Origin of the sequence: Paracoccus laeviglucosivorans (assembly GCF_900182695.1) — a bacterium.
Lineage (GTDB): Bacteria > Pseudomonadota > Alphaproteobacteria > Rhodobacterales > Rhodobacteraceae > Paracoccus > Paracoccus laeviglucosivorans.
In genome coordinates, this window is the sequence record NZ_FXTK01000003.1 from 222,703 (window position 1) to 240,458 (window position 17,756).

The following is a 17,756-nucleotide window of genomic DNA, read 5'->3' on the forward strand; positions in this document are numbered from 1 at the left end:
CGTCATCGGCGTGCGGCTGCGGCGCGGCCAGTGCCAATCGTTGCTGGCTTTCGGTGATCCGCAGCAGCGCCTGCGACAATTCATCGGGCATGGCGGCGGGCCGCGCCGACAGCGCAATCAGCCGGTCCTGCCCCTCGGCCAGCCGGGCGAAAGCCTGTTCCAGCCCGGCGGTCAATTCCTCGACCCGCGCATCTGTGGCGGACTTCGCCTGCGCCGCGGCGATCAGACGCTCCTGCCCGCTGGCAAGGCGATCCAGCATATCCGCCAACCGCCCCTGCGCGTCGCTGACGCTCTGCCGCTCCAGCGCGATCTGGCCCGCAATCGCATCGCGGTCCGAGCCGATGATCTGGCTCAGTCGCTCGACCCCACCTGCCAGCGCAAGGGAACGCGCGTCGGCCTCCGATGCCTCTTCGTCGCGCAGCATGTCGCGGCTGGCATAGAAATCCTGCAAACCCGCAAGCTGTGCACCAACCCCTTGAACAAACTCAGCCAGCGCCGCCTGATCCAACCCGTCGCCGCCCGAAACCCCGATGCGGGTAAAGCCCGAAAGCCATTCCTCAAGCTCGCGGTAAAAGCGGTTCTGACCATGGCCCGCGAACAGTTCCAACAGGCCGACGATCAGCGACCCGGCCAAACCCAGCAGCGAGCTGGAAAACGCGGTAGCCATGCCGCCCAGTTGCGTTTCAAGCCCGTGCATCAGCTTGTCGAAGACCTGAATGCCGCTTTCGCCCTGATCTGGGGCCAAGGTGCGGATCGTTTCCACAATGGCCGGCACGGTCGTCGCCAAACCGTAAAACGTGCCCAGCAAGCCAAGAAAGATCAGCAGGTTGGCCAGATAACGCGTGATGTCGCGCGCTTCATCGATCCGCGTCGCAACCGATTCAAGGATCGAGCGTGACGATTCGGTCGAAATCGCCCCACCCATAGGTCCACGCGCGCCCAGCAATGCGGCCAAGGGCGCCAGCAGGCGCGGCGCGCGGTCAGGCGCGGTCTGATCCATCGGTCCATAGCCGAACTGGCCCGCAGCAAACCGCTCGATCCAGCTGACCGAGTGCACAAGCTGCCCCACCTGCCAGAAACAGGTCAGGACGCCCAGCACAAAGACCAGCAGAATCGCACCGTTCAGCGCTGGGTTCGCGGCAAAGATCGGCAGGATCTGGCGATAAGCGAACCACGTCCCGATGCCCACCAGCACCAGCACGATCAGCATCAGGACGATCTGGCGAACCGGCTGCGAAAAATGCGGCTCGGCCGGTTCCTGATGGCTTGGCGGACGCTGTGCCGCCAGCCGCGCCGCGCGGGATTTGCGCGCCTTGCCCTGCATCTCGGTCGGCACCGGGCCGTCCACGTCTTCCGCCGATGATTGGGACAAGTCGGACCCCCGTAACCTTCATACCGCGCGCGAGTGTAAACCCGGCCCGCCGCGATGCAAGCGGATCGGAAGCATTTGCCGCGAAAGACTTATGCCTGCGCCCCTTCCAGCTTCTCGGTTCCCCAAATACCCTGGGGGAGTCCCGCAGGGACGGGGGCAGCGCCCCCCAACGCAAAACTAGCCGTCGCCTTGCGGCGGCGCGATCAGCTTGCGAACCTGCAGCGCCAGCGCCGCAATATCGACATCATCGACCCCGATCTCGACCAGATGGCTGGCGGTGTTGAAAAGATAGTCGGCGTTTGGCCCGCGGCCACCCGTCGCGCGCGCGATCATCCGGGCCTGCGCATCCAGGTCCAGCCCGCCCGCATATTGGTCATGGTCGCGCTTCGTGACATAGGCCACCGCCTCCACCCTGCGCCCGTCGGGCAAATCCAGAACCACCATCCGCTCCTGATAGGCATTGGTGGTCAACTCGCGGGCACGCAATCCGGCCAGAACCTCGGGCCAGTCGGCGGCATCGACGCGAAGCGCAAGCCCCATGCAATGCGCGTCTGCCTCATGATCCAAGGCCAGCACCAACCCCGGAACCTCAACCGTGCCGCGATACACGACCGAGAGCAGACAGAACCGGCGGGCATAGCCGTCAAGCCGCGCAAGGACCCGCTCGGCCACCACAAAGCCGGGGTCCCACATCAGCGAACCATATGCAAAGACCCAATATTGCGGCACTTCGGTCACGTGTCGGCTGCCCTTTCCCTTGCCTAAGACTTAGGACAGGATGGCGACCGATCCAAGCACGATGCAAGCCACGAGGGAAACATGCGCCGATTGATCACCCTGCTGGTTCTGCTGGCCCTGATAATCGGCGGCCTTTGGCTGGGTGGCGAAACCCTGATGGCCCGAGAGTTGCGCAAATTCTCGGCACAAGGGCTAGGTTTCAGCGCCGGGCAGATCACGCCCCTGCGCAATCCGGGCCGGATGGGTGTCGCTCTGCGCGACGCCGAGATCCAGACCGCCGCACTGCGGGTCACGGTGCCGCAGGCCACGCTTTCCGTGCTGCCCGCCGTGCCGTTGCGCGCACGCCTCGACCTGCCGACGACCGCCTCGGTCGATATGGGGAACGGTCCGATGCCGCTGGAGCTGACCGACCCTCAGATCGATGCGCGCTTCCTCGCACTCTCGGGTTTCGTGCCGGAACGCGCGCATATCTCCTCGGGACCGATGCGGCTGGACGATGCGCCATTGGCAGATGCGCTGCGGCTGGATGCCGAGCTCACAACACTGGGCGCGGATGCCCCGCGTGTCGCGGCGGCAGCCTATGACGTGAACTGGCAGTTGCAGGGTGTCAGCCCCTCGGCCATGCCGCAGCTTGCGCAGATCGCGCGGGCGATCGATGCCGCAGGTCCGCTGACATTCACTGGCAATGGCCGGGTCTGGCTGGATACCTCGCCCACGCCCACGGCGTTGGCCGCCGACAGGCCGCCGCTGCCGACGGGCATCCGGCTGGAACAATCGGAACTTCGCATGGGCAATGTCACCGCCCGCCTGATCGGCCGGATCGAGGCGGACGCAGATGGCCGCGCCGCGGGCGTCCTGGCGATCTATTCCCGCGATGCCGGCCCCATGCTTGATTCGGCTGCGGAATCCGGCTTGATCCCGAAACGTGCGCTGCTGCTGGCCAATACGATGATGCGCAGCATTTCGGCCATGCCCATGCCGGGGGAAACCACGCATGACCCTGCCGAAGATCCCGCGGCCGGCACAGTCGTCGCCCCCGCGATCACCTATCCCAAACCGCAAGAGGGCGAGTTGCGCCTGCCCCTGATCTTTGCGGATGGCCGCATGAGCCTTGGCCCGATTCCCTTGGGTTCCGCGCCGCGCCTGTTGCCCTAAGACTTGGTGCCGCCGCGCCCGAAATCGGGGGCGGCGGTGTCCTGCCCCGCTTCGATGATGCCGCGACGAATGGCGCGGGTGCGGGTGAAATAATCATGCAGATGCGCCCCGTCGCCCATGCGGATGGCGCGTTGCAGCACGAACAACTCTTCGGTGAAGCGGCCAAGAATATCCAGCACGGCGTCCTTGTTTTGCAGGAAGACGTCGCGCCACATCGTCGGATCCGAGGCCGCGATACGGGTGAAATCCCGAAAACCAGCGGCGGAATATTGCACCACCTCGGATTCCGTCACGCGCTTCAGGTGATCGGCCACACCGACCATGGTATAGGCGATCAGGTGCGGCGTGTGGCTGGTGACGGCCAGCACCAGATCGTGGTGTTGCGGATCCATCCGCTCGGTCTTGGCGCCCATCGACTGCACCAGCGTTTCAAGCCGCGCGATGGCAGCCTCGTCGCAGCCCTCTGCGGGGGTGAACAGCCACCAGCGGTTCTGGTAAAGGCTGGCGAAACCCGCGCGCGGCCCGGAATGTTCGGTCCCGGCCAGCGGATGGCCCGGCACGAAATGCACGCCTGCGGGGATATGCGGCGCCACCGCCTGCACCACCGCCTGCTTGACCGAGCCGACATCCGTGACCGTCGCGCCCGGTTTCAGATGCGGCGCAATCTCGGCGGCAACGGCATCCATCGCACCCACGGGCACGGCCAGCACGATCAGATCCGCTCCGGCAGCCGCCTCGGCCGCACTGGCGAAGACCTGATCGACCAGCCCGATCTGCAATGCCGTCTCGCGCGTCTCAAGGCTGCGGGCATGACCCACGATCTCACGTGCCAGCCCTTGCTCGCGCATGGCCAGCGCCATGGATCCGGCGATCAACCCCAGCCCGATCAGCGCCACCCGTTCATAGATCACGCTCATGCAGTCGCCCCGGCCCGTTCGGCCATGAATTGCCCGATGACATGGGCGACCCGACGGCACGACGCCTCATCGCCCACGGTAATGCGCAGGCAATGCGGCAGGCCGTAACCCGCCACCAGCCGCACGATCAGCCCTTGCGCCTTCAGCGCCTCGTCGCAGGCCTTGGCGGTCCGCTCATCGGCAAAGCGCGCCAGAATGAAATTGGCGCAGGACGTGTCCGAGGGCACGCCCTTCTCGGCCAGCGCTTCGGCCAGCCAGGCGCGCATCCGGGCGTTTTCCGACTGGCAGCGGGCGATGTGGTCGCGGTCGCGCATTGCGGCTTCGGCCGCGTCCAGCGCCGGTTGCGACAGATTGAAGGGGCCGCGAATGCGGTTCAGCACATCGATGATTTCGCGCGGGCCGTAACCCCAGCCGACGCGCAACCCGCCAAGACCGTAGATCTTGGAAAATGTCCGCGTCATCACGACATTCGGCAACCGCGTCGCCAATTCGGCACCGCCGTCATAGCCTTCGACATATTCGGCATATGCCGCGTCAACGACCAAAATCGCCTGCGGCACGGCGCGGGCCAGCCGCTCCAACTCCGGCAGGCCGATCATCGTGCCGGTCGGATTGTTGGGGTTGGCGACAAAGATCAGCCGCGTGCGTTCCGTTGCCCCAGCAATCAGCGCATCTGTATCGGTCACGCGGTCGCGCTCGGCCACCTGAACCGGGGTCGCACCGGCAGCATGGGCACTGATGCGATACATCAGAAAGCCGTGTTCGGTAAACAGCACCTCGGTCCCCGGCCCGGCATAGGCCTGACAAAGGAAATGGATGATTTCATCAGACCCGACGCCGCAAATGATGCGCTCGGGGTCAAGCCCATGCACCTCGCCTATGGCGGTGCGCAGACTGGCATGGTCGGTATTGGGATAACGATGCAGCGAATGCGAGGCGCGTACGACAGCATCGCGCGCCTTGTCCGAAGGGCCGAACGGGTTTTCGTTCGACGACAGCTTGACGACGTTCTCGATGCCCGCGACCTTGGCGGCGCCACCCTGATACAGGGCGATCTCCATAATACCGGGTTGCGGGAGGATGGTCGGTTGGTTCTGCGACATTTCGGGCCTCTCTCAAGCCCGCATCTCTTAGCCGCCGCAACGAGGCTTGGAAAGATCATTCCAACCCATGCGCGAATGCCTGCGATTTCTCAGTTCTTCAAATACCCATGCGACGCTGCAACCGACACTGTGCGCGGGATCACTCGGCTGCCCGTGCCTTTTGCAGTTCGGGCATGAAGATATTGTCCAGATTGCCTTCGATCAGCGGGCCCGCAAAGCGGTAAAGCACCTTGCCGTCGCCGTCGATGATAAAGGTCTCGGGGGGCGCGGTCACACCCCAGTCGATCGCCGTGCGCCCTCGCGGATCTGTGGCTATCGCGCGGAACGGATCGCCATGCTCGGACAGGAAACGCACCGCACCCGCTTCGGGGTCTTTCAGGTCGATGCCATAGACCGGCATCTCCTTGGCGAATTCGGTCAGCGCCGGATGCTCGGCCCGACAGGGTGGGCACCAGCTTGCCCAGAAATTCACCAGCTTCACGCCCGGCTGGCGCAGCATCTCATCGGTCAGTTGCACCTTGCCGGGCAGCGTCGTCTGTCCCACGGGCGGCGCCTCGCGCCCCGTCATGGCCGATGGAATCGAAGACGGATCGTCGCGCATCAGCGCCCAGCCCGCCATGGCGGCGAAACCCGCGAAGATCGCCACGGGCAGCAGCATCAGGGGGGACAGCTTAGCCACGGTTCTCATGCTCCTGCAACGCGGCCCGTGCACGGGCATTGGCGCGGATGGTCTGCACCACGATGCCCAGCAGCAGCACCAGACTGACGCCATAAGCCTGCAGCACAGTGCCGGCATATTTGCCAAGTTCGATCATGCCCGGTTCTCCCGTGCCAACAGCGCGCTCAGTCGGCGGAGGCGGATCTCGGTCCGGGTGCGCACCAGAACCAGCGCCAGAAACAGCAGGAAAAAGCCCAGCATCGAGACGTAAAGCGGATATTTATAGACAGAGGACATCCGCTCACCCGGCGCGACCGAAAGCGATGCGCCCTGATGCAGCCCCTGATTCCAGAAATTCACCGCATAGCGCGACAACAGCGCAAAGACCGAACCCACAAGGCATAGCACGCTGGTCAGATCGGCGGCGCTATCGGCATCCTCGACCGAGGCCCAAAGCGCGATATAGCCCAGATAAAACAGGAACAGGATCAGGAACGAGGTCAGGCGCGGATCCCATTCCCACCACGTTCCCCACATCGGTTGCCCCCAGATGGCTCCGGTCACCAACGCGATCAGCGTCATCACCGCACCCACAGGCGCCGCAGCCTTGGCGACCAGCGCGCTGACATGGTGCCGCCGGATCAGCCAGATCAACGAGGCGACGAGCATCATCAGCCAGCCATTGATGGCCATCAGCGCCGAGGGCACATGCAGGAAGATGATCTTGACGGTCGCACCCTGCCGGTAATCCAGCGGCGTCAGAAAGCCCCAGACCACGCCGCCGATGCAGCAGACAGCCGCCCCCGCCGCGACCCAGGGCAGGATCGCGCCAGATATGCGCATGAACTTGACGGGGTTGGCATATTCCCAAATCGACATGATCGTTCCTTAGCTTGCCCCGGCGGCTTGCTCAACAAGACTTATGCCCTAATCACCGCAGGTTGACGCGCAGCGCGGCAGCGGCGGCAAAGGGCACCAGCGCCAGCACGGCCAGCGTGATCGCCGCAAGAAAGACAAGCGGCGGCGCCGGATCAGCGGCAATGGCACCGCGCCGTACCGCCTCGGCCCCGAAAATCAGCGTGGGGATGTAAAGCGGCAGCACCAGCAACGACAAAAGCAGCCCGCCCCGCCGCAGCCCGACCGTCATCGCCGCACCGAAAGCGCCCAGCATCGACAGCGCGGGCGTGCCCAAGATCAATGAGACGACCAGCCACGGAAAGGCCGGTCCCGGCAGATGCAGCATCAGCCCCAGCACCGGGGCAAAGATCACCAACGGCAACCCCGTCGTCAGCCAATGGGCCAAAGCTTTGATCGCGACCGCCCCCTCAAGCGGCAGGGGCGCGGTGGCCAGCAGATCAAGGCTGCCGTCTTCGTGATCCAGCGCAAAAATGCGGTCCAGCGACAAAAGACATGCCAGCAGCGCGCCGACCCACAGGATCCCCGGCGCGATGCGCGACAACTGCCCGCCCTCGGGACCGACGCCAAAGGGAACCAGTGTGCAAAGGATCAGAAAGAACGCCAGCGCCAGACCAAAGCCGCCACCCGCGCGAACAGCCAGCCGAAGATCCCGGATCAGCAGGGCCTTCACGCGAAAGCCTCGTTGAAGCCTGCCGGGCGCGAGGTCGGGGGGCGGATCGTCGCGCGGTATGGCGTCAGGTCCAGCACCTGCGCGTCCAGCCCAAGCTCGATATGCGTGGCAATCAGCGCCGCGCCGCCCTGCCCCAGATGGCCCCGCAGCATATCCGCAAAAAGCGCGACAGATGCGGCATCCAGCGACACGGTCGGTTCGTCCAGCAGCCAGACCTTGCGGCCGGTCACGATCAGTCGCGCAAGGCCAAGCCGCCGCTTTTGCCCTGCCGACAGCGCATGGGCGGGGCGGCGTGCCAGTTCGGTCAGGTTCATGGCAGAAAGCGCCGCATCAATCGGCGGCCCGCCAAAGATCGCGGACCAGAAATGAAGGTTCTCGGCCACGGTCAGCGCGGGTTTCAGCCCGTCGGCATGACCGGCATAGGCGATGTCATCGCCCGCGACCTCTCCGGCAACGGGGGCTTGCAGGCCCGCCAGCGTGCGCAGAAGCGTGGTCTTGCCGATGCCATTGGGGCCGCGCAGGATCAACGCCTGCCCGGCGTCCAGCGTGAAAGAAACCCCCTCGACCGCGCGCAATCCGCCACGGGCGACCGCAAGATCGCGGGCGGCAAGCAGGCTCATAGAGGCAAAAGCGCGCAGGCGACGCGCCTGCCTTCGGACAGCGTGACGTTATAGCTGCGGGCGGCTGAGGGCGAGTTCATCGGTTCGGCCATGATGCCCGCTGCCTCCAGCGCGTCGGTCAGATCGCGCGGCGGAAAAGCCACGTCCGCACCCATGCCGATGAACAGCACATCGACCACGCCCGACAGCGCCAGCAACGGCGCGGTGTCATCAAGCCCCTGCCACGGGGTCACGCCCGTTTCGGTCACGATGACCGCGCCGTGATGCACCTTGCCACCGACACGGAAGAAGCCGGGGCCGTAGCCGTCCACCGGCACGGCCCCGCCCAGGAATTCGGTGGGTGTCATCACCGACATCAGGGCGCATCCCTGAAGGCGGCGGGAATATCCTCACCGGGGGCCTTTTCCTTCTTCTCGCCCGGTTTGGTCCAGTCGCGTTTCACGCCCAGCCACAAGACGATGTTCTTGGCGACATAGATGGTCGAATAGCAGCCGACCAGCACGCCCCACAGCATTGCGACAACGAATTCGCGGATCACGTCGCCGCCGAAAATCAGCATGGCGGTCAGCGCGATGCCGGTGGTCACCGCGGTCATGATGGTGCGCGAAAGCGTTTCGTTGACGGTCAGGTTCATCACGTCGATCAGCGGCATGGTCTTGAACTTGATCAGGTTCTCGCGCAATCGGTCAAAGACCACGACCGTGTCGTTGACCGAAAAGCCCAGCGTGGTCAGCAGCGCCGCGATGGTGGTCAGGTCGAATTTCAGCTGGAACAGCGAGAATAGCCCGACCGTCAGCAACACGTCATGGACAATCGCGACCACACCACCCAAGGCGAATTGCCATTCGAAGCGCAGCCAGATGTAGAACATGATGCCCAGCGTCGCCGCGCCCACCGCATAGAATGCGGTCTGGATCAGCTCGCCCGAGACTTTGGGACCGACCGATTCCACGGCGGCGAAAGTGACGCCGGGATCGACTGTCTTCAGCGCGGCTTCAACCTGATTAAGCTGCTCGGGCGTGACCGAGCCGGTTTCCTCGGTCGTGCCGATGCGGATCATCGCGACATGGCGCGTTTCGCCGAAGCTGGGATCGAACACCTCGGTGATGGAGACGTCACCAAGGTTCAGCCCGTCCAGCGCCTGCCGATAGTCGCCAACCTCGAATGCGGTCGGGCTTTCGGTGCGGATGGTCGTGCCGCCCTTGAAGTCGATGCCGAAATTCAGGCCCATCATCAGCGTGATGATGACGGATGCCACCATCGCAAAAGCCGAGACGCCGAAGGTCAGCCATTGCCAGCGGAAGAAATTGAAATGCGTGACGTCGGGAACGAGTTTCAGACGATATGCCATGGTCCTGCTCCCTTACAGAATCAGTTCTTTGGGTTTGCGCAGATCCAGCCAGAATACGATCATCAACCGCGTAAAGAAGATGGCGGTGAAAACCGAAGTGACCAGACCGATGGTCAGCGTGACCGCGAAGCCCTTGACCGGGCCCGAGCCCAGGAAGAACATCACCATGGCCGCGATGAACGAGGTAACGTTGGCGTCGATGATCGCCGACATGGCTTCGTTGAAGCCGTCTTCGATCGCCCTGACCACACGCTTGCCCCGCCGCAATTCCTCGCGGATGCGTTCATAGATGATCACGTTGGCATCGACCGCCGTGCCCACCGTCAGCACGATCCCCGCGATGCCCGGCAAGGTCAACGTGGCGCCCATCATCGACATGACCGACAGGATCAGGATGACGTTGGTGACGACCGCGATGGATGCAAACACACCGAACAGGCCATAGCTTGCGATCATATAGGCCACGACCGCAGCGGTCGCGATGATCGAGGACAGGCGGCCTGCGTCGATTGAATCCTGCCCCAGTTCCGGGCCGATGGTCCGTTCCTCAAGGAAGGTCATTTCGGCGGGCAGCGCACCCGCACGCAGCAGAACTGCCAGACGGGTCGAGGCATCGACATCCATCGAGCCGGAAATCTGCCCCGAGCCGGTGGTGATAGCCTGCCGGATCACCGGGGCCGAGATCACCTGATTGTCCAGCACGATGGCGAAGGGTTGGCCGATATTGGCCGAGGTATAGGCGCCAAAGCGTTTCGCGCCCGTCGGACCGAAGCGGAAATCGACCGCCGCCTGTCCGTTCTGGTCAAAGCTGGGGCGCGCGTCGGTCAGATCCTCGCCGGTGACGACGGGGTTCTGTTCCAGCGTATAATACACCCCCGGCTCATCCATCGAGGGCAGAAGCACCTGCCCCTGACCCGGACGGGCATTGGCATCGGTCGTGCGACCCACCACGGGGTTGAAGGTCAGCTTGGCGGTGGTGCCGATCAGCTGCTTCAGCTCTTCGGCCGAGCCGATGCCGGGCACCTGAATCAGGATGCGGTCGGCGCCTTGACGCATGATCGTGGGTTCGCGGGTGCCCACCTCGTCGATACGGCGGCGGATGATCTCAAGCGATTGCTGGACGGTGCGGTCATCGGTCGCCGATTTCTCGGCATCCGACAATTGCACGGTCAGGCGGTTGCCACTGCCCACGATCGCCAGATCGCTTTGGCCTGCCCCAGTGATCGAGGTGACGGGCACGGCCAGGCCGCGGGCGATTTCCACTGCGCGGGCCATCTGGTCGGCATTGCCGATCTCGACGATCAGCTGGCCTTCCGGCGCGGTGACCCGACGGACCGAGCCGATGGTATCGCGCTGTGCGACAAGCTGGTCGCGCAATTCGGGCCAAAGCGCATCCATCCGCGCTTTGTAGACATCCGCGACATGGACCTCGCCCAGAAGATGCGCGCCGCCGCGCAGGTCAAGACCAAGGTTGACCAGCCCCGAAGGCAGCCAGTCCGGCCAGCCCGCGCGGGCGGCCACGTCCTCGGGCGTCTCGACGCCGCTGCGCTCCATCTGGGCGATGGCATCGTTATGCTGCTCGACCTTGTTGTAGAACAGGTTCGGCATTGCATAAAGCAGTCCCAGGGCGATCAGCCCCAGGATCAGCAAGCGTTTCCATGTCGGGATGTGAAGCATTGTCGGGCCGGCCCTTAGCTGTTGGCGGCGGCGGGCGCGGTGCGGTTCACGACACCGGTGATCGACGAACGGACGACGCGGGTTTTGACGCCGGGTGCGATCTCGACTTCCAGCTCGCCTTCACGGACGGCGGTGACCTTGCCGATCAGACCGCCCTGCGTGATGACCTCATCGCCTTTTTTCAGCGCCTCGACCATCGAGCGATGTTCTTTCATGCGCTTTTGCTGCGGGCGGATCATCAGGAAATACATGATGACAAAGATCAGGATCAGCGGAACGAACGAGGCGATGCTCGACATTCCAGAGGGCGCGGCGGCGGCCTGAGCATAGGCGGGGGTCACGAACATGGATTGATCCCTTGTGGGTATAGCTCCGGGCATCCCCCGGCGGAATTGGCGCGCACCCTAGCGGCGCGTCCCAAGGTTGGCAAGAAAGCGCGGGATGACGAATGCGCCAGCTTGGGCATGGCGTGGACATGGCCCCCCGGCTGTGGCAGTCGGGAACCGTGAACAGGAAAGGGGCCGCTTCATGGCACAGGACGCAATCCACCCCGCGCTGGCAGACCGCATCCCCGCATCGGATGAGACGGGCATTCCCCGCCTGCTGGCGATCATGGCCGCGCTGCGTGACAAGCATACGGGCTGCCCCTGGGACATCGAACAGACCTTCGCCACCATCGCCCCCTATACGATCGAGGAGGCGCATGAAGTCGCGGATGCCATTACCCGCGAAGCATGGGACGAACTGCCGGGCGAATTGGGCGATCTGCTGCTGCAAGTCGTCTTTCACGCCCAAATGGCCGATGAGGCGGGGCTTTTCGATTTCTCGGATGTGGTGGCCTCGGTCTCGGACAAGATGGTGACGCGCCATCCCCATATCTTTGGCGACGAATCGCGCGACAAATCCGCCGAACAGCAGGTCCGCGACTGGGAAGCGATCAAGGCCAAGGAACGCGCGGCCAAAGCCGAAAAAGGCGTGCTGGAAGGTGTGGCGCTTGGCCTGCCCGCGCTGATGCGGGCGGTCAAGCTGCAAAACCGCGCGGCCCGCGTGGGCTTCGACTGGCCCGGCCCCGAGCAGGTGCTGGAAAAAATTCAGGAAGAATGCACCGAACTGGTCGAGGCACGCGCCAGCACAGACCACGCCCATCTGACCGAGGAATTCGGCGACCTGCTATTCGTCATGGCCAATCTGGCACGGCATCTGGACATCGATCCCGAAGCGGCGCTGCGTGACGCCAATGCCAAATTCACCCGCCGCTTCCAGTCGATCGAGGCGGCCTTGGCCGCACAGGGCCGCCGCCCCGAAGACAGCGATCTGGCCGAAATGGACGCGCTTTGGGACGAGGCCAAAGCGGCCGAGCGGTCAGCCCCCTGACACCTCGGCCAGCGCGGCGTCATAGACCGCCAGCGCCTCGGCCCGGTCGTTGGCGCGCGACGCGCCCTCGGACAGCAGCCTGCGCCAGCCCCGCGCGCCGGGGCGACCATGAAACAGGCCCAGCATGTGACGGGTGAACTGATGCAGCCGCCCGCCCGACGCCAGATGCGCGTCGATCAGCGGGCGCATCGCCTGCGCCGCCTGCACGGGCGTCGCGAAATCGGGCGCGGCGTCCCAAAGCGTGTCCGCAGTTCCCAGAATATCCCAAGGCTGGTGATAGGCCGCGCGTCCGACCATCACGCCGTCCATGTGGTTCAGATGTGCGCGCACATCATCGAAAGTGGCGATGCCGCCGTTGATCGACAGGTGCAGATCGGGGAACTCGGTCTTCATCCGGTGGACCAGCGGATAATCCAGCGGAGGGATTTCGCGGTTTTCCTTGGGTGACAGGCCCTGCAGCCAGGCCTTGCGGGCGTGGATCGCGATTCGACGGATGCCGCTGTCGCGCATCAGGGCGACAAAGGCGGGCAGCACCTCCTCGGGGGTCTGGTCATCGACACCGATGCGGCATTTCACCGTCACCTCGACCGGGCTGACGGCCATCATTGCCTGAACGCTTTCGGCCACGACATGCGGCATCGTCATCAGGACGGCACCGAAACACCCCGATTGCACGCGGTCGCTGGGACAGCCCACGTTCAGGTTTATCTCATCATAGCCCCAATCCGAGGCGATTCGCGTGGCCTCGGCCAACAGCGTGGGGTCAGAGCCGCCAAGCTGCAAGGCAAGCGGGTGCTCGGTCGCGTCATAGTCCAGCAGACGGCCACGTTCGCCATGGATGACGGCTTGCGCCGTCACCATCTCGGTATAAAGCAGCGCGTGGCGCGACAGCAGCCGGTGAAACACCCGGCAGTTGCGGTCTGTCCAATCCATCATCGGCGCCACGGACAGCCGTGCCGCGCTGCGAATATCGGGCGAATGCGCCTTTCCGGCCTGTTCCAGCACGGGCTGTATATCCTTGTCCTGCGTGATCTGCGCCGGGGCGGGACAGGCCGTCATAAGAACGAAAACCTGCGGCACGCGAACGGCAGCGCGGCCCATATAGCCATTCCCGCCGCCGATTGCGAGCCTGCGGCTTGACGGACGATTTCGGGGCAAAATTTTTCCCGCCATGCGTGTGGCAAAATGAACAAATCTGCCAAATTTAAATTTAGTTGACCCGCATCGCGTAAACTTGCTCAAACTCAGTTTGCCACTGTGTGATTTTTCGCTATGGCAAGCGTCGGTGCGGGGTATGCTGCATACTCAAGCGCCTGTGGTTAAAGGATTTCTCAGGGAGAGGAAAAGCAGCAAATGACCCAGGAAGAACCACCGTCGCTAGGTGGCGACAACATACAGCTCGAAGAACTGAAAAATCGTGTCGCCGGGCTTGAGGATCTGGTTTTCACCCTCTCGATCTGGATGAAATCTTACGCGCTGTCCGTCGCATCCGAGGAGCCGGAAGACCCCAGACTGGTGGTGCTGCCATTCAGCCTGACGGCCAAACAGCGCGCGATCCTGAAATCGGTGATACCTGCGGAATCCATCGCGCGACGTTGATTTCGCAATGGAAATGGTGGGCGGTGAGGGACTCGAACCCCCGACATCTTCGGTGTAAACGAAGCGCTCTACCAACTGAGCTAACCGCCCGACCTTCGCGGCTCATAGCGCGAAGGCCGAGGGGTTTGCAAGACACCCTTAGCGGCGCAGGCGCGCAATCAGCGACGACGTATCCCAACGTCCGCCGCCCATCTGCTGAACTTCCTTGTAAAACTGATCAACCAGCGCGGTGACGGGCAGGCTTGCGCCGTTTTCTTCGGCTGTGGACAGGCAGATGTTCAGATCCTTGCGCATCCAGTCCACCGCAAAGCCGAAATCGAAGCGGTTTTCGGCCATGGTCTGGTGGCGGGCTTGCATCTGCCAGCTGCCTGCGGCGCCCTGACTGATCACCTCGACCACCTCTGGGATGGAAAGCCCGGCCTTCTCGGCAAAGTTGAGCGATTCGGAAAGCCCCTGCACCAGCCCGGCAATCGCGATCTGATTGCACATCTTGGTCAGCTGTCCCGCGCCGGACGGCCCCATCAGGCGGCAGATTTTGGCATAAGCCGCAATCACCGGCTCGGCCTTGGCGTATTGCGCCACATCGCCGCCGCACATTACGGAAAGCTGGCCGTTTTCGGCCCCAGCCTGCCCGCCCGAAACCGGCGCATCGACAAATCCCAGACCGAAATCGCTTGCCGCCTGTGCCAGTTCGCGCGTGACTGCGGCAGAGACAGTGGTGTGATCGACAAAGATCGCGCCTTTGGTCATGCCTGAAAACGCCCCCTGCGGCCCGGTGCAGACCTGCCGCAGATCGTCGTCATTGCCGACGCAGGCCATCACGAACTCTGCGCCATCGGCGGCTTCGGCGGCGGTGGTGGCCGCCCGGCCCTGATGCTTTTCGGCCCATGCGGTGGCTTTGGCGGCGGTCCGGTTCCAGACCGTCACCTCATGCCCGTTGGCAGCCAGATGACCCGCCATGGGGAAACCCATCACCCCAAGTCCCAGAAATGCAACGCGCGCCATCAAATTCTCCTTGAGCTTGTGAAAGGCGCGTTGATCCGGACCGCGCCCTGCCCTATTCAGCGGGCCTGATACCACCACGCGCCGCAGGGGCCGACAAGCCCCCGCGCCAAAAGCTCGGGACATCGCCCAATTCATGGTGACACTTTTCCGCTGGCTTGTGCGCCTGACAGTCGGACTTATCATTGCAAGCGTCGCGCTGCTGGTGCTGGCGTGGTATTTCGCCGTGCGATCTCTGCCCGATTACGGCGCGACCTATGACGTGGCGGGGATTTCCGCCCCGGTTGAGATCATCCGCTCGACCGAGGATGTGCCCCATATCTTCGGCAAATCCGATCGCGACGTGTTCTTTGCCCTTGGCATGGCCCATGCGCAGGACCGGCTGTTCCAGATGAACGTGCTGCGCCGCGCGGCGCAGGGGCGGCTGTCGGAAATCTATGGTCCTGCCGCCCTGCCCGCCGATGATCTGGCCCGCCGCCTTGGGCTTTACCGCAATGCCCGCGCGTCGCTGGATGCACAGGACGGGCCCACGCGAGATGCGCTGGCGGCTTATGCCGACGGGGTGAATGCGTGGATCCAGCAGATCAATCTGGGCGCGCGTGGACGCGGCGCGCCGGAATTCTTTCTGTTCCCCGATGAGATCGCCTATTGGGAGCCTGCGGATTCGCTGGCGATCCTGAAGCTTCTGGCCGCAAGCTCGACCGTTCAATTGCGGCGTGAAGTGCTGCGCGCCCGCCTGTCGCTGGCTGCCCCCGAACGCGGTCAGGAACTGGTCGCCACACCGGGCGAACCGCCTTTGCCCGCCTACGCCTCGCTTTTTCCGGGTGACCGCTTTGCCGGGGCGGAACGGCGCACCGCACAGCAGGACTGGACGCTGGGTCTGGCGGGCTATCTTGCGCCCTCGCTTGGGGCATCGGCGAATGGCTGGGCGGCAGCGGCGGGGCGCACGGCTGCGGGCGGCGCGCTTTTGGCCAACGATCCGCAATTCGCGCTGACAGCGCCGGGCCTGTGGTATCTGGCCCGGATCGAGCTTTCATCGGGCGGGGTCATCGGCGGCACCATCCCCGGCATCCCCGCCATCCTGTCGGGCCGCAACCCGCATCTGGCGTGGGGCATAACCCCGGCGCAGATCGACGATCAGGACCTGTTCATCGAAGAAGTGCAGCCCGGTGATGCCAACCGCTATCGCGGCGCGCAGGGCTGGACGGAATTCGCCACGCGCAAGGAAACGATCGCCATCGCCGGAGAGGAGCCGCGCACCATCACGCTGCGCGACACCGAAAACGGGCCAGTCCTGCCCGGCGGTCATCTGGATATAGAAACCATCCTGCCAGCGGGGCATGTGGCCGCGCTGGCATGGACCGGCGGACGCGGCGCCGACCCGTCGATGACCGCGCTGATGGGTCTGATGCGCGCGCAGGACCGCGCAGGCGCCGCTCAGGCGCTTGGCGGTATGGTCGCCCCCGCCTTGAACGTGACGCTGGCCGACGATCAGGGCGTGGGTCAGGTGCTGGCCGGGGCGCTGCCGGTTCGTGCACCCGGAAACCCGGCGCAGGGCCGCCTGCCCCTGCCCGGCTGGAATGCCGAAAACCGTTGGCAGGGTATCGCGCCCGCGCCCGCCGCCCTGACCGACCTGAACCCCGAAGGGGGCACCGTCGCGACCTCGGGCGCTGCGGGGGCCGAAGGCGCGGTGCTAGGCTATGACCGCGGCAACCAATACCGCCAGACCCGCCTGCGCTATCTGCTGGACCAGCGCGAGGTGCATTCGCGCGACAGCTTTATCGCCGCGCAGAACGATATCGTCAGCCCGGTCGCCCGCGCATTGCTGCCGCTGGTCGGCGCGGACCTGTGGTTCACCGACGAACCCGCCGCGCAGGGCACGCCCGAACGTCAGCGTCAGGACGCGCTGGCGCTGCTGGCCAACTGGGACGGCGCAATGAACGAACACCTGCCCGAGCCGCTGATCTATTCCGTATGGATGCGCGCCCTGCAAGAACGCATCGTGCGCGATGAGTTGGGCCCGCTGGCGGATGAGCTGACCGAGATATATCCCGATTTCATCGACCGGGTGTTTCGCAACACGAACGGCGCGGGCATCTGGTGCGACATTCGCCAGTCCGCCCCGGTCGAGACCTGCACCCAAATCGCGCGTCAGGCGCTGGACGCAGCCATCCTTGAACTGACGACCCGCTTTGGCCCCGATCTGGCAAGCTGGCGCTGGGGTGACCTGCACCGCGCCCGCCATGTTCATCCGGCCTTGGGCGAACTGCGCGGCTTGTCCTATATCGTCAACCTGATCCAGCCGACCTCGGGTGACGATTCCACGGTCGCGCGGGCGGGCGTGCTGGGATACGGCGCATATCCATGGCTGAATGTCGGGGGCGCGGCTTATCGCGCGGTCTATGACCTTGCCGATCCCGACAGTTCGGTCTTCATCATCTCGACCGGGCAATCGGGGCATCCGCTATCGCGCCATTACGACGATCTGGCCGAGTTGTGGCGGCGCGGCGAATATATCCGCATGTCGCTGGACCCGGCATTGGCGCGGGCGGCAGCGACGGGGATCACGCATCTGGAACCGGCATCGCAATAACAAAGGCTT

Annotated in this window: 18 protein-coding genes, 1 tRNA gene and 1 pseudogene; 4 read left to right on the forward strand and 16 right to left on the reverse strand. The window is 64.4% G+C overall.

The genetic code is table 11. The features are described 5' to 3' along the window. Positions 1-316 precede the first annotated feature (316 nt). Both FN835_RS21865 and FN835_RS04910 read right to left on the reverse strand, forming a co-directional pair. Positions 317-1,210 (reverse strand): annotated as a pseudogene (locus FN835_RS21865) (hypothetical protein); the annotation flags it as partial. 339 nt (positions 1,211-1,549) lie between these two features. Then, positions 1,550-2,110, reverse strand: coding sequence for a gamma-glutamylcyclotransferase (locus FN835_RS04910; protein WP_142662081.1), 561 nt, complete (start codon positions 2,108-2,110; stop codon positions 1,550-1,552). An 81-nt stretch (positions 2,111-2,191) separates the two neighbouring features. Here FN835_RS04910 and FN835_RS04915 point away from each other — a divergent pair, with 81 nt between their 5' ends. Further along, complete coding sequence (locus tag FN835_RS04915) at positions 2,192-3,265, forward strand: DUF2125 domain-containing protein (RefSeq protein ID WP_142662082.1); 1,074 nt, start codon at positions 2,192-2,194, stop codon at positions 3,263-3,265. Here the strand turns inward: FN835_RS04915 and FN835_RS04920 are convergent. The 11 genes from FN835_RS04920 to yajC form a co-directional block, all read right to left on the reverse strand. After that, the gene (locus FN835_RS04920; protein ID WP_142662083.1) at positions 3,262-4,182 is read right to left on the reverse strand and encodes a prephenate/arogenate dehydrogenase family protein; all 921 of its coding nucleotides are present in this window, start codon (positions 4,180-4,182) and stop codon (positions 3,262-3,264) included. The two genes, FN835_RS04915 and FN835_RS04920, sit on opposite strands and share 4 nt — an antisense overlap. Beyond that, positions 4,179-5,285, reverse strand: coding sequence for a histidinol-phosphate transaminase (hisC, locus tag FN835_RS04925; protein WP_142662084.1), 1,107 nt, complete (start codon positions 5,283-5,285; stop codon positions 4,179-4,181). The genes FN835_RS04920 and hisC overlap by 4 nt, the downstream gene beginning before the upstream one ends. 139 nt (positions 5,286-5,424) lie before the next feature. After that, a complete protein-coding gene (locus tag FN835_RS04930) occupies positions 5,425-5,943 on the reverse strand; it encodes a DsbE family thiol:disulfide interchange protein (protein ID WP_142662217.1) in 519 nt (172 codons plus the stop codon). A 13-nt stretch (positions 5,944-5,956) separates the two neighbouring features. Further along, positions 5,957-6,100 carry a heme exporter protein CcmD gene (gene ccmD / locus FN835_RS04935; protein ID WP_142662085.1) on the reverse strand — a complete coding sequence of 48 codons (144 nt, stop codon included), beginning with the start codon at positions 6,098-6,100 and terminating at the stop codon, positions 5,957-5,959. Continuing rightward, the gene (locus FN835_RS04940; protein ID WP_142662086.1) at positions 6,097-6,822 is read right to left on the reverse strand and encodes a heme ABC transporter permease; all 726 of its coding nucleotides are present in this window, start codon (positions 6,820-6,822) and stop codon (positions 6,097-6,099) included. The genes ccmD and FN835_RS04940 overlap by 4 nt, the downstream gene beginning before the upstream one ends. 52 nt (positions 6,823-6,874) lie before the next feature. After that, entirely contained in the window at positions 6,875-7,531 is a 657-nt protein-coding gene (gene ccmB, locus FN835_RS04945; protein WP_142662087.1) for a heme exporter protein CcmB, read from the reverse strand. Then, positions 7,528-8,151 carry a heme ABC exporter ATP-binding protein CcmA gene (gene ccmA / locus FN835_RS04950; protein ID WP_142662088.1) on the reverse strand — a complete coding sequence of 208 codons (624 nt, stop codon included), beginning with the start codon at positions 8,149-8,151 and terminating at the stop codon, positions 7,528-7,530. The genes ccmB and ccmA overlap by 4 nt, the downstream gene beginning before the upstream one ends. Continuing rightward, positions 8,148-8,507: an Mth938-like domain-containing protein gene (locus FN835_RS04955; protein WP_142662089.1), complete on the reverse strand. Its 360-nt coding sequence runs from the start codon at positions 8,505-8,507 to the stop codon at positions 8,148-8,150. The genes ccmA and FN835_RS04955 overlap by 4 nt, the downstream gene beginning before the upstream one ends. Beyond that, the gene (gene secF / locus FN835_RS04960; RefSeq protein ID WP_142662090.1) at positions 8,507-9,502 is read right to left on the reverse strand and encodes a protein translocase subunit SecF; all 996 of its coding nucleotides are present in this window, start codon (positions 9,500-9,502) and stop codon (positions 8,507-8,509) included. Before secF ends, FN835_RS04955 begins: the two co-directional genes overlap by 1 nt. A gap of 12 nt (positions 9,503-9,514) precedes the next feature. After that, the gene (gene secD, locus FN835_RS04965) at positions 9,515-11,179 is read right to left on the reverse strand and encodes a protein translocase subunit SecD (protein ID WP_142662091.1); all 1,665 of its coding nucleotides are present in this window, start codon (positions 11,177-11,179) and stop codon (positions 9,515-9,517) included. 14 nt (positions 11,180-11,193) lie between these two features. Further along, on the reverse strand, positions 11,194-11,526 hold the full coding sequence (gene yajC / locus FN835_RS04970; RefSeq protein WP_142662092.1) for a preprotein translocase subunit YajC: 333 nt from the start codon (positions 11,524-11,526) through the stop codon (positions 11,194-11,196). A gap of 181 nt (positions 11,527-11,707) precedes the next feature. On the opposite strand from yajC, the gene mazG reads away from it, so the two are divergent. Then, positions 11,708-12,553, forward strand: a complete 846-nt coding sequence (gene mazG, locus FN835_RS04975; RefSeq protein WP_142662093.1) for a nucleoside triphosphate pyrophosphohydrolase — start codon at positions 11,708-11,710, stop codon at positions 12,551-12,553. Here mazG and dusA read toward each other — a convergent pair. Then, positions 12,542-13,489: a tRNA dihydrouridine(20/20a) synthase DusA gene (gene dusA / locus FN835_RS04980; protein WP_246098658.1), complete on the reverse strand. Its 948-nt coding sequence runs from the start codon at positions 13,487-13,489 to the stop codon at positions 12,542-12,544. The genes mazG and dusA overlap by 12 nt on opposite strands. A gap of 417 nt (positions 13,490-13,906) precedes the next feature. Between dusA and FN835_RS04985 the strand changes: the two genes are divergently transcribed. Beyond that, positions 13,907-14,152 (forward strand): hypothetical protein, encoded by a 246-nt coding sequence (locus FN835_RS04985; protein WP_142662094.1) that lies wholly within the window; start codon positions 13,907-13,909, stop codon positions 14,150-14,152. 14 nt (positions 14,153-14,166) lie between these two features. On the opposite strand, the gene FN835_RS04990 is transcribed toward FN835_RS04985, so the two are convergent. Further along, a tRNA-Val gene (locus FN835_RS04990) sits at positions 14,167-14,242 on the reverse strand. A 48-nt stretch (positions 14,243-14,290) separates the two neighbouring features. Further along, positions 14,291-15,160 carry an NAD(P)-dependent oxidoreductase gene (locus FN835_RS04995; protein WP_281285394.1) on the reverse strand — a complete coding sequence of 290 codons (870 nt, stop codon included), beginning with the start codon at positions 15,158-15,160 and terminating at the stop codon, positions 14,291-14,293. Between the two features lie 130 nt (positions 15,161-15,290). Here FN835_RS04995 and FN835_RS05000 point away from each other — a divergent pair, with 130 nt between their 5' ends. Then, positions 15,291-17,747 (forward strand): penicillin acylase family protein, encoded by a 2,457-nt coding sequence (locus FN835_RS05000; protein WP_142662096.1) that lies wholly within the window; start codon positions 15,291-15,293, stop codon positions 17,745-17,747. The last annotated feature ends 9 nt before the right edge of the window (positions 17,748-17,756 follow it).

Bases quoted from the DNA above. Each gene is read 5' to 3' on its own strand.
- secD (WP_142662091.1), bottom strand. From the start codon at position 11,179: ATGCTTCACATCCCGACATGGAAACGCTTGCTGATCCTGGGGCTGATC.
- yajC (WP_142662092.1), bottom strand. From the start codon at position 11,526: ATGTTCGTGACCCCCGCCTATGCTCAGGCCGCCGCCGCGCCCTCTGGA.
- FN835_RS04985 (WP_142662094.1), top strand. From the start codon at position 13,907: ATGACCCAGGAAGAACCACCGTCGCTAGGTGGCGACAACATACAGCTC.
- FN835_RS04915 (WP_142662082.1), top strand. From the start codon at position 2,192: ATGCGCCGATTGATCACCCTGCTGGTTCTGCTGGCCCTGATAATCGGC.
- FN835_RS04955 (WP_142662089.1), bottom strand. From the start codon at position 8,507: ATGTCGGTGATGACACCCACCGAATTCCTGGGCGGGGCCGTGCCGGTG.
- secF (WP_142662090.1), bottom strand. From the start codon at position 9,502: ATGGCATATCGTCTGAAACTCGTTCCCGACGTCACGCATTTCAATTTC.
- FN835_RS04930 (WP_142662217.1), bottom strand. From the start codon at position 5,943: ATGCTGCTGCCCGTGGCGATCTTCGCGGGTTTCGCCGCCATGGCGGGC.
- mazG (WP_142662093.1), top strand. From the start codon at position 11,708: ATGGCACAGGACGCAATCCACCCCGCGCTGGCAGACCGCATCCCCGCA.
- FN835_RS04920 (WP_142662083.1), bottom strand. From the start codon at position 4,182: ATGAGCGTGATCTATGAACGGGTGGCGCTGATCGGGCTGGGGTTGATC.
- hisC (WP_142662084.1), bottom strand. From the start codon at position 5,285: ATGTCGCAGAACCAACCGACCATCCTCCCGCAACCCGGTATTATGGAG.
- ccmD (WP_142662085.1), bottom strand. From the start codon at position 6,100: ATGATCGAACTTGGCAAATATGCCGGCACTGTGCTGCAGGCTTATGGC.
- FN835_RS04940 (WP_142662086.1), bottom strand. From the start codon at position 6,822: ATGTCGATTTGGGAATATGCCAACCCCGTCAAGTTCATGCGCATATCT.
- FN835_RS05000 (WP_142662096.1), top strand. From the start codon at position 15,291: ATGGTGACACTTTTCCGCTGGCTTGTGCGCCTGACAGTCGGACTTATC.
- dusA (WP_246098658.1), bottom strand. From the start codon at position 13,489: ATGATGGATTGGACAGACCGCAACTGCCGGGTGTTTCACCGGCTGCTG.
- ccmA (WP_142662088.1), bottom strand. From the start codon at position 8,151: ATGAGCCTGCTTGCCGCCCGCGATCTTGCGGTCGCCCGTGGCGGATTG.